A 6,864-nucleotide genomic window follows, 5' to 3' on the forward strand; every position below is an offset into this window, starting at 1 on the left:
CGACCGCCCCGCCGACGAGAGCCGCGATGCGCTCCTTCATCTCGCGCGCGGCCTTGTTGGTGAAGGTGACGGCGAGGATCTGGTGGCCGTAGGCGCGGCCGGTGGCCAGGATGTGGGCGATGCGCGTGGTGAGGACGCGCGTCTTGCCGGTGCCGGCGCCGGCCAGCACCAGCACGGGGCCGTCGAGCGCCTCGACGGCGGCGCGCTGCTCCGGGTTGAGGCCCGCGAGATAGGGCGGCATCGCGCCCGCGCGGGCACGCTCGGAGACCGATAACCGGCGCGGCGTGGCGGCCTCGGCCGGCGGCTCATGGCCCGGCGCCACCGGGAGATCGAACGGCGGAACGTCGTCTTCCCCGTGGCCCGGCGGATGGTCCGCCCTTGCGCCCGCATGCAGCGCGCGCCGGGCGGCGTCTTTGTCATCATGAGGCATGAGTCGCTCTATACCATGAGCTTTGGCTGGACCGATGATTCACGCTTCGGGCCGGTCATGCCCGAAGCGATCATGGCCTCGGGGCATCAATCGGGCGCACACGCCTGCCCATATGACGAAAATATAGGGTGCGCCTGGAGTTCCGCGAGCCGCGCATGCCCTCCTCCCCAGGAAAATGCCCCAATTGGGGGTCACACTTGGCATCCGTGTTGGGGTATGGTGGCGCCCGCGTCGGTCCTCGCCCCCCGCGACGACCCCGTGTTTCGATCGGCGATGCGCCCTCCCGTGCGGCCGGCCCGATCTTCGACCGCTTCGGACGCCGCAGGTGATTGGATCTTGAGCAGATAACACGCGGATGAACAACGCCCTCCTTTATCTCGGCGGCATTCTGATCACGGTCCTGGCGGTTCTTTTCGCGGTCCCCCGCTTCGTCGATTGGAACAGCTACCGCGGCATTTTCGAAGAGGAAGCTTCCCGCGTTCTCGGCCGCGAGGTGCGTGTCGGCGGCGGCGTCAACCTGCGGCTGCTGCCGGCGCCGTTCGTCTCCTTCGAGAAGCTCCGAATCGCGGACGTGGGCGACGACGGGGGCAACTCGATCATCCGCGTCGAGAGCTTCACCATGTGGCTGTCGGTGCCGCCACTGCTGCGCGGCGTGCTCGAGGCGCACCGCGTGGAGCTGCGCCGCCCGATCGTCAACCTCGCGCTCAACGCGGAGGGCAGCGGCAACTGGCGATCGCTCACAATCTCGCCGGGCGCATTCCCGTTCGCGCCGAGAGAGGTGGCGCTGCAATCGGTCGCCATCCATGACGGAGCGGTCATCGTCAGCAATCCGTCGCGCGGCGAGCTCGCGCGCTTCGATGACATCAACGGCGAGCTCAACGCAGATGCCCTGGACGGGCCGTTCAAGTTCAAGGGCGAGACGAACTGGGGCGGGACGCCGCGCCATGTGCGCATCGCCACCGCCAAGATCGACGGCAAGGGCGATCTCAGGTTCAAGGCCGCCGTCAATGTGAGCGACAGCGCCAACTCCTACGTTCTCGACGCCAGGCTCTCCGACCTCAGCGCGGTGCCGACGGTCGAAGGCGACCTCACCGCAAAGCTGAATCTGGGTGCCGCGCAATCCTCCGCCACCCTCGCGCCTCAGCCGCCGGCCGCCGGGGACGACCTCGACCTCGGGCTCGACGACACGCCCGCGAGTCCGCCCGCCGCAGCGCCGTCCGCGCAAGGCACGGCTCCGGCCCCCACGGCGGCCGCCCCGCCCGCAGGCGGGGCCACCGGCTTCGAGCTCAAGGCCAAGGTCAAGGGGACGGCGCTCGGCGTCGCCCTCGACGACATCACCGTCTCGCTCGAGGCGGGGACAACGCCCCAGCTCATCACCGGGCAAGCGAAGTTCGGATGGGCAGACAAAACGCAGCTCGACGTCGATCTCGCCTCGCGCTGGCTCGATCTCGATCAGCTCGCGCGCACCACAGAGGCGAAGATGCCGCTCGACGCGGTGCGCAGCTATTTCGAAGTGGTCGCGTCCGCGCTGCCGGCCGAAGCGGACACCAATGCGCGGCTCGAGTTCGACCAGCTCACGCTTGGCGGCGAGCCGATCGGCAACGTGCGGCTCGCGGCATCGCGCTCGGGCGGCCCGCTCGAGCTCAAGGGCGTGCGCGCGGATCTGCCGGGCGGCGTACGGCTCGAGCTCGACGGCATCCTGACGCCCGCGGCCCGCGTGCCCAATCTGGACGGCACGCTTTTCGTCTCCGGCAAGAGCCTCACGCGCTTCCTCTCCTGGGGGCTCGGCACGACCAACGTTGCGCGCGAGCGCGGCGACGGCGCCTTCTCTCTCGACGGGCGCTTCGCGCTCGGAGACGGGACGCTCGCGCTCACAGACGCAACAGCTGACTTCTCCGGAACGCCGCTCGAGGGCAGCCTCAAGCTCGATCTCGGCGAGCGCAGGAAACTCGCGGTGGCGATCGAAGGGCAGCGTATCGACGTGGCGCAGTTCGGATCTGGGCTCGTGGACCTGGGCAACCTGCGTCGGATCCTGTTCGGTACCGATGCGCCGGCGACCGCCGGCGGCGACACGCCACCCGCCGCATCGGATGCCGGGACGGCGCCGTTCGATCCCGCCGGCGGCGACCTTTCGCTCGAGCTCAAAGTAGCCGAGCTGATCGATGGGGAGCACCGGCTCAAGGATGTCGATGCGGATATCCGGCTCGAACGTGGTCGGCTCTCCATCCCCCGCCTCCGGTTCGCGACCGTGGAGGGGCTCTATGTCGAAGCCGAGGGCGAGGCCACCGACGTGCCGGCCCGTCCCAAGGGTGTCGTTCGCGGCCTGATCTCGGCGCCGGATGCGCGGGCGGCGCGGGCGCTCGTCACACTGCTCGACGTCGAGGGTGCGCCCATCGAGGACGTAGCGCGGATCGCAGGGCTCGCGCCCTTTCGGCTGGCCGGCACGCTGCAGTTAAGCGGGGACGCCTCCAACGCCAACACGCTTGCCGTCGACGGGACGCTCGGCGGGGGGCGGCTCACCGCCGCGCTCCGTCTCGACGGCGGGCGCGCGCAATGGAGAACCTCGTCACTCGACCTGCAGGCGACCATCGACAGCCCGGATGTGGCGCAGCTCGTGGCCACGCTGTTCGACGCCAACATCAAGAGCAGCGGGTCCGAGCCGGCCAAGAGCGGGCGGGCCGTCATCAAGGCTGCGGGCGTTCCGGCCGAGAGGCTTCTCTCTTACGCCGACGTGACGGCCGAGGGACTTTCCCTCGGCTACCGCGGCGAGATACGCCTGCCGGAGCCTGGAAAGCCGGGTGTCGACGGCGAGCTCAAGATCGTCTCATCGGATGCGCGCATCGCGCTGGCGCTGGCCGGGCTCAGCGTCGCGGACGGAGCGTCGGGCGTTCCGCTCAACGGATCGGTGGACGTGCGACACAAGGACGGCATTCTGAAACTTGAGAGCGACGCGACAGTGCTCGGCGACAGCACGATCTCGGGCCAGGTCTCCATCGTCGCCGGGAACGGCGGCCGCAAGACGATCGACGCAACGCTCACGGCCGACAAAGCCTCGTTCACGGCGTTGCTTGCGCCCTTGCTCGGAGCACCGGAGGGTGCCGGCGCACTCGACGCGGCGGCGCCCACGCCGGCTCCCCCGCCGCGCTCGGCGCCCGAGCCCGAAGCGCCTGCCATCATCTGGCCGGAGCAGGCGTTCGATCTTGCGTTGCTCGACCGCGCGGACGGCAAGATCGCACTCACCGTCGGCTCCCTGAGCCTCGAGCCCGGGCTCGCGATCGGCAACGCGCAGCTCGCCGCCGAGCTCTCTCAAGATGCGATCAAAGTGACCCGCCTCGAAGGGAACGCCGTGGGCGGGCGGCTCACCTCGGAGCTCGACATCACGCGAGAGCGCGCGGGAATCGGGCTCAAGGGCACAATCCGGATCGACGTGTCCAGCAAACCCGTGCCGCCGTCCGGCGCTGGCGCGGATGGCGCGCCTCAGCCGGGCGACGCAGTCGCGTTTCACGCCACGTTCTCAAGCCGCGCCCTGAGCCCGGCTGCGGTCATGGCGGCGCTCACCGGCAGCGGCCAGGTCACGGTCGGCAACGCGACGCTTAACGGCAACTCGCCGACAGCGGTCTCGGAGGTGGCGCGAGCGGCGCTCACTGGGCAGGGACCGAGCGGCGGAGCGCAACTGGCGGAGGCCGTCAAGGCCGCGCTCAAGGACGGCGAGGTCAAGCTCGGCAAGATCGCAATTCCGGTGGAGATCAGCGACGGCGCGCTCAAGCTCAAGAAAGTGCAGATCGACATGGCCGAGGGGCGCTCGACGTTCGTCACGGCGGTCGAGCTGCAAACCATGCAGATCGACAGCGAATGGCAGATCGAGCCGAAGCTCGACAAGAAGCTTACGGCCAATCCCACGCGCGCGCTGCTGCCGCCCGTGACCGTCGTCTACGCAGGCAAGCTCAGCGAGCTGGCATCGCTCGAGCCGCAAATCTCGGCCGATGCGCTGGAGCGCGAGCTCGTGGTGCGCAAGATGGAGCTCGACGTGGGCGAGCTCGAGCGCCTGCGCAAGCTCGACGAGGAACGGGCGCGGCAGGACGCGGCGCGCCGAAAGGCGGCCGACGAGGAACGCGCGCGCCTCGAAGCGGAGCGGCGCAAGGCGCTCGAGGAGGATCAGGCGCCGCCGCCGGGCACGGAACCGAACGCGGTCGAGCGCGAGGAGCTGACGGCACCACCCGGGGCCAGCCCGTCCGACATCTACGACAACAGCGTCATGGATGCACCAGCCGGCGTTCCCATCGAGCGGGACATCGAGGCCACTGCGCCGCCGCCCGTGGTCGCCCCTTCGCCGACATCGCAGCGTCCGCCTCCGCGCCGCAAGAGGCCCGCCGACGAAGCCTGGCGGCCGTTCCAGTCGACGCCGTACTGAGAGCAATACTCGTTAGCGATCAGTCGCGGTTGCCGCCGTCATAGCTGACCACGGTACCGGCGGCGCGGACGTAGTCCAGAATCCACACCCGCACGGCACTCGACAGCCCGGCCGTCCCGCGCCGCTCGTCGATGCGGGCGATGAGGCTCGCAAGCGAGACGCCCTCGCGAACGGCGGCCTCCCGCAGAGCCGCCCAGAACGACTCCTCGAGTGAGATCGACGTGCGATGGCCGCGGATCGAGAACGAGCGCTTGACGGGCCGGGCCGGTGCGCCGGTCATGACGCCGGCCCGCCGTCGCTCTCCGTGCCGTCGTCCGTCTCGACGGTCTCGCGCCGGTGCGCGTCGAGGCGGCGCGCGGCGATGGCCTCCTCGGCATCCATCCGCGCACGCTCGGCCTTCGGGCGGCCGAACTTGGCGCGGTTCTCCTCGGCGCGCTTCTCCTTGGCGGCGCGCTCGCGCACCTTGCGAGCCTTGCGGAGATTGACGATGTCGGCGGTCATGGGCGTCTTCCGCTAAATGCCGGTGAACAGGATGTCGATCGCCGCAGTGACGCGGCTCCACTCTGCCGACAGGCTGGTCACGCGGTCCTTGAGGGCGTCGCGGGGGACGGACGCGAGATCCGGCGTCAGGAGCGTGTAGCTTTGGCCGCGCACTTCGAACTCCGGATACAATCGGGAGCCATCGGAGACCACGTCCGCCGTGAGCGGTGCGACGATCACCGATTCGGTTTCCGATACCAGGTCAGCCTGCAGGATCACGAGATACGGGAGATGCTTGCGCGTCCGAGGAGTCGGATTGCGATAGACATCGTACTGGCGCATCAAAACTTCCGCCAGTCGTCGCTCAACAGACCGTGTTTCCTGATGAAGCGGTTGTGACTCTGGATTGCCTTGCGATTTTCCTGCCGCCACTTCTCGGAACGGCGCTCTTGCAGGTCGCGCGCTAAAGCCTCTTCGAGAAGGGCGGACAGGTTCGTACCCGCCTCCCTTGCCTCAGCGAGGAGGTCGGCGTCGATCGAGAGATTCACCGCGCGCTTGCGGCGATTGGGCCGCTCCTGCATGCGTGGCCTCCATGCGCATTGCCGATGCGCATCCTAGCTCCGGGCGGGCGCGCAGTCAAAGTTGCGGGTTACTCCGGGCCGATCATCTTGGCGGGGTCGACGATCTCGTCGAACTCCTTGTCGGTCACGTAGCCGCCGCCGACCGCCTCCTCGCGTAGCGTGGTGCCATTCTTGTGCGCGGTCTTGGCGATCTTGGCGGCGTTGTCGTAGCCGATCTTGGGCGCCAGCGCCGTCACCAGCATCAGCGAGCGGTCGAGACCGGCCTTGATGTTGTCCTCGCGCGGCATAATGCCGACCACGCAGTTGTCCGTGAACGAGCGCGCGGCATCTGCCAGGAGGCGCACCGACTGCAGGAAGTTGTAGGCCATCACAGGATTGTAGACGTTGAGCTCGAAGTGGCCCTGGCTGCCGGCGAAGGTCAGCGTGGCGTTGTTGCCGAACACCTGCACGCAGACCTGGGTCAGCGCCTCGCACTGGGTCGGGTTCAACTTACCTGGCATGATGGAGGAGCCGGGCTCGTTCTCGGGCAACGCGAGCTCGCCGAGGCCGGAGCGCGGGCCCGAACCCAGGAAGCGGATGTCGTTGGCGATCTTGAACAGCGAGGCCGCCATGGTGTTGAGGGCTCCGTGCGAGAACACCATGGCATCATGGGCGGCGAGCGCCTCGAACTTGTTCGGCGCAGATGTGAACGGAAGCTGCGTGATGGCGGCAATGCGCTCGGCCACCTTCTCGGCGAAGCCCTTGGGCGCGTTCAAGCCGGTGCCGACGGCGGTGCCGCCCTGGGCGAGCTGCATCAGCGCCGGCAGCGTCTGCTCGATGCGGGCTATGCCGTTCTCCAGCTGCTGCGTGTAGCCGGAGAACTCCTGGCCGAGGGTGAGCGGCGTTGCGTCCTGCGTGTGGGTGCGGCCGATCTTGATGATCCTGGCCCACGCCTGCGCCTTGTCGTTCAGCGCGTTGCGCAG

Annotated in this window: 7 protein-coding genes; 1 reads left to right on the top strand and 6 read right to left on the bottom strand. The window is 68.8% G+C overall.

The window, feature by feature from the left end; all coding sequences use genetic code 11:
* Positions 1-430: UvrD-helicase domain-containing protein (locus IT540_RS12315; RefSeq protein WP_291178032.1), on the bottom strand; the 430-nt coding region annotated here is incomplete at its 3' end.
* Positions 431-785: 355 nt separating this feature from the next.
* Here IT540_RS12315 and IT540_RS12320 point away from each other — a divergent pair.
* Positions 786-4,841: an AsmA family protein gene (locus tag IT540_RS12320; RefSeq protein WP_291178035.1), complete on the top strand. Its 4,056-nt coding sequence runs from the start codon at positions 786-788 to the stop codon at positions 4,839-4,841.
* Between the two features lie 19 nt (positions 4,842-4,860).
* Here the strand turns inward: IT540_RS12320 and IT540_RS12325 are convergent, their stop codons facing one another.
* From IT540_RS12325 to IT540_RS12345, 5 genes are all read right to left on the bottom strand, one after another.
* Positions 4,861-5,121 (bottom strand): ribbon-helix-helix domain-containing protein, encoded by a 261-nt coding sequence (locus IT540_RS12325; RefSeq protein WP_291178037.1) that lies wholly within the window; start codon positions 5,119-5,121, stop codon positions 4,861-4,863.
* A complete protein-coding gene (locus IT540_RS12330) occupies positions 5,118-5,342 on the bottom strand; it encodes a DUF4169 family protein (protein ID WP_291178040.1) in 225 nt (74 codons plus the stop codon). Before IT540_RS12330 ends, IT540_RS12325 begins: the two co-directional genes overlap by 4 nt.
* 12 nt (positions 5,343-5,354) lie before the next feature.
* Positions 5,355-5,663 (bottom strand): CcdB family protein, encoded by a 309-nt coding sequence (locus tag IT540_RS12335; protein ID WP_291178043.1) that lies wholly within the window; start codon positions 5,661-5,663, stop codon positions 5,355-5,357.
* The gene (locus tag IT540_RS12340) at positions 5,663-5,902 is read right to left on the bottom strand and encodes a type II toxin-antitoxin system CcdA family antitoxin (protein WP_291178046.1); all 240 of its coding nucleotides are present in this window, start codon (positions 5,900-5,902) and stop codon (positions 5,663-5,665) included. Before IT540_RS12340 ends, IT540_RS12335 begins: the two co-directional genes overlap by 1 nt.
* A gap of 68 nt (positions 5,903-5,970) precedes the next feature.
* On the bottom strand, positions 5,971-6,864 hold an 894-nt coding region (locus tag IT540_RS12345), incomplete at its 5' end, for a class II fumarate hydratase (protein ID WP_291178049.1).

Source organism: Hyphomicrobium sp. (assembly GCF_020852195.1).
In the GTDB taxonomy this organism is placed as follows: Bacteria; Pseudomonadota; Alphaproteobacteria; order Rhizobiales; family Hyphomicrobiaceae; genus Hyphomicrobium_C.